The organism is Microcystis sp. M165S2 (assembly GCF_020245885.1).
Taxonomy (GTDB): domain Bacteria; phylum Cyanobacteriota; class Cyanobacteriia; order Cyanobacteriales; family Microcystaceae; genus Microcystis.
Map to the genome: position 1 here is coordinate 1 of NZ_JADBTZ010000380.1, position 3262 is coordinate 3262.

The following is a 3262-nucleotide window of genomic DNA, read 5'->3' on the forward strand; positions in this document are numbered from 1 at the left end:
CTGAAAGGTCGCGAAAGTCTGTGGACTTTGTGTAAGACAGTACATGGTTTTTTAACCGTGGTATGCAACGGTGGTTGAAGCAGAAACTTAAATCGTGAGGTTTAGGAATCGCCGCACTTTTAGGGCGGCGAGGATGTCAACTGTTGATTCGGTAACGCCTCTCGACTGAATATTCCAGCTATGATAGGAAACAGTGTCTAGTTAGGAAAAAACATGGTTCAGTCTTCCGAAAAAATTGAAGTTAAGTACGGGGAAAGAGAAATTGCCGAAGGAACATTAATTACTTTCCCCAATCCACGCCCGGGCAGAAATTACGATATTCAGATCACTCTGCCGGAATATACCTGTAAGTGTCCCTTTTCCGGTTATCCCGATTTTGCCACTATTTATCTTAGCTACGTTCCCGATCAAAAGGTGATGGAATTAAAGGCGATTAAACTTTATATTAATAGTTATCGCGATCGTTATATTTCCCACGAAGAAGCAATTAACCAAATTTTAGATGATTTGGTGGCCGCTTGCGAACCCTTGCAGATGAAAGTTAAGGGAGATTTTCATCCCAGAGGTAACGTACATACCGTGGTGGAGGTGATGTATAAAAAAGAATAGCCTAATTGTCTAGTTTGGGGATGGGGTTGCCTCCATCCCTTGCTTTTCTAGTTTTTGTTGTTCAAGTTTTTTGCTGTTCGAATATCTGTAGCCAGTCAACAGGAGAAGATGCTCAAGCAGGTTATATCGCTATCTTGTCCTTTATCTGATAGGTTTTACTCATCGAATCTGTCCTCTCCTTTCTGTTGTTCGTGTCTCTATGGTTTATCCTTAACCCTTGGCACAACCCGACAGAATTGTAAAAGCTAGGGTCATTAAAAAAAGCTGGTATTATCATTAAAGTAGTCCGAAGCCTGATCCTGATTTTATGTCCCAGAAAAATGAAATTCTTCCCCTGCTGTTGACGGTTATGGTGACATCGGCACTTTTAGGAGGAATTGCTTGGTGGTTGCTCAACAAAACCTTTCCCAATTTCAATGATCGATCTAATTTTTCTTCCTCCTCCTCCTCGAATAATCAAATTTCCGAAACGTTAGCTGCGGTTAAAAATGTCCCGGAAGGATTATTTAACTACGGGGGAAGTACCACTTGGGCCCCGATTCGCAAGGAAGTGGACTTTATCATCCAGCAAGTCTGGCCGAAATTTCGCCTCGTCTATACCGATCCCACTACGGGAACCCCCGGCACCGGCAGCGGCATTCGGATGTTAATCGAGAATCAATTGGCTTTTTCCCAAGCATCTCGATCGCTCAAAGATGAGGAAATACAACGCGCTCAACAACGGGGATTGACCTTAAAAGAGGTTCCCGTGGCTATCGATGGAATTGCGATCGCGGTTCATCCCGATTTACCGGTTTCCGGTCTAACAATTACCCAGTTAAAAGATATTTATACAGGAAAAATTAGCAATTGGCGGCAAGTGGGCGGGCCTAATTTAGCCATTATTCCCTATTCCCGACGCAAGGAAGATGGGGGAACCGTGGAATTTTTTATCGATCAGGTTTTAGAAAAAGCCGATTTTGGGGATAATATTCAGTACGTTTATAGCACGACTCCTGCTCTTAGAAAAGTTTCCCAAAATTTGGGAGGAATTTACTATGCTTCTGCACCGGAAGTAGTTCCCCAGTGTAGAATTAAAACTTTGCCCCTCGGTAAAAGTGAAAATAAATTAGTTGCCCCCTACCAAGAACCTTCGATCCCGTCTTCCCAATGTCCCCAGAAGCGTAATCAACTGAATGAATTAGCTTTTCAAAAGGGAGAATACCCGATCACCCGTCGTCTTTTTGTTATTATCAAACAAAATGGTCAATTAGACGAACAAGCGGGGGAAGCTTACGCTGATTTATTATTAACCGATCAAGGACAGAAATTAATTGAAAAAGCTGGTTTTGTTCCCTTGAGATAATTTAACCCAACTTCTACAAATCTATGTTAAAGTGAATTTGAGTAATTTTTATGACGACGTTTCTCATAAAGATGAAGTATAACCTGATAGGGCATCGTCTCCTGTCTCCCCAAAATGAAAACTTTGTACCTCACCATTGAGATAACTGCTATAAGATGCTTTTGCTCCGTACTTTATTGCCATAAAAAACCCTGTAAAGACCAAGTTATCTTTTAGGATAATCACCGAAACAAAGACATAATTCCGGCTTAAATCTCTTCTTCTTCCAAGGCAATTTCTTCTTCTGTTCTTTCTAATGGAATGGGAGGTTCCACTGTTGGACTTGTAGCTTTTTCTAAAGCTGGTCTTTGTGGATATGATTCTCGATTATGAAAAACTAGATTATATTGTTCGAACCATCTTGTCGATGTAGCTGCTGCTATTCTTATCTCCAGTTGTGGATTAAATAATTTTTGGATTAATAATATTGGCTGTCCTACTCCCACATTAATCGGCTGGTAAGCTTCTTCTTTTAAAAAGCTATACAAGTCTTCTAAAAGTGTTTTCATGTATTCGGGTGAATAACGATAGAATTCTGGAATAACTCTCAAAACTCGAGGAATCACTTTTTCAATCAACCATTGCTTATCTCGATACTCTAAATTTGATGCGGATAGATCAGAATAAACTAACTTTATATATTCTTGTAAAAAAGCTGTCGGAGTCAAATCACGATTTATTAGTGATTGACCTAGTATATCATGCTTATTTCTTTTAATCGACGCTTTGAGCCTTTCTGTAGAACCGGTTACTCCATCAACCGCTAAACCTGCTATGCCGCCGATCGAAGCTATGCTACTACTATAGATCAATTTTTGATAGGGATTCCAGTCTTCCGATGTAGTACCCATAGCAATGACGGCTCCTAAAGCACTGCCAAATGCGAATCCCAAAGAAGCTTTTTTAAGACGAGATAAAGGGTCTTCAAACATTGATATAAAATATAAAACGTTGTCTAAATTTTACCAATTGCTCTAATATGTAAAGTCTGTACAGGTGGTAGATGTAAAAGACGTACATACAAATATATAAAGTCTTTACAGTATCAACAGCAATAACTTCGCCCATTGCTAGGTTTTTTGGGGCAATTCTGAAAAGATTATTGATGATGTTGGGAATATCTAGCCTTTAACTATACTCTCGGTATTTTTTTTTAATTTACAGGATATCTTGTTTATCTCTAATTTAACTAAAAACTCAATCAAATAAGTAGAACCCATCAGAGAGAGACTAATAGTTAAAAGCACGATCAGATAGCGATAGATAAAG

Annotated in this window: 3 protein-coding genes; 2 read left to right on the forward strand and 1 reads right to left on the reverse strand. The window is 39.5% G+C overall.

Annotated features, from left to right (window positions below):
• The first annotated feature begins 213 nt into the window (after nucleotides 1–213).
• Nucleotides 214–609, forward strand: coding sequence for a preQ(1) synthase (gene queF, locus IM479_RS18875; protein ID WP_002740916.1), 396 nt, complete (start codon nucleotides 214–216; stop codon nucleotides 607–609).
• A gap of 307 nt (nucleotides 610–916) precedes the next feature.
• A complete protein-coding gene (locus IM479_RS18880; RefSeq protein ID WP_287685912.1) occupies nucleotides 917–1954 on the forward strand; it encodes a PstS family phosphate ABC transporter substrate-binding protein in 1038 nt (345 codons plus the stop codon).
• A 248-nt stretch (nucleotides 1955–2202) separates the two neighbouring features.
• Here IM479_RS18880 and IM479_RS18885 read toward each other — a convergent pair whose 3' ends face one another.
• A complete protein-coding gene (locus IM479_RS18885) occupies nucleotides 2203–2925 on the reverse strand; it encodes a hypothetical protein (RefSeq protein ID WP_287685913.1) in 723 nt (240 codons plus the stop codon).
• Between the last annotated feature and the right edge of the window lie 337 nt (nucleotides 2926–3262).

What these genes read in the sequence shown, in the direction of transcription:
- queF (WP_002740916.1), top strand. Translation starts at nt 214, where the DNA reads ATGGTTCAGTCTTCCGAAAAAATTGAAGTTAAGTACGGGGAAAGAGAA.
- IM479_RS18880 (WP_287685912.1), top strand. Translation starts at nt 917, where the DNA reads ATGTCCCAGAAAAATGAAATTCTTCCCCTGCTGTTGACGGTTATGGTG.
- IM479_RS18885 (WP_287685913.1), bottom strand. Translation starts at nt 2,925, where the DNA reads ATGTTTGAAGACCCTTTATCTCGTCTTAAAAAAGCTTCTTTGGGATTC.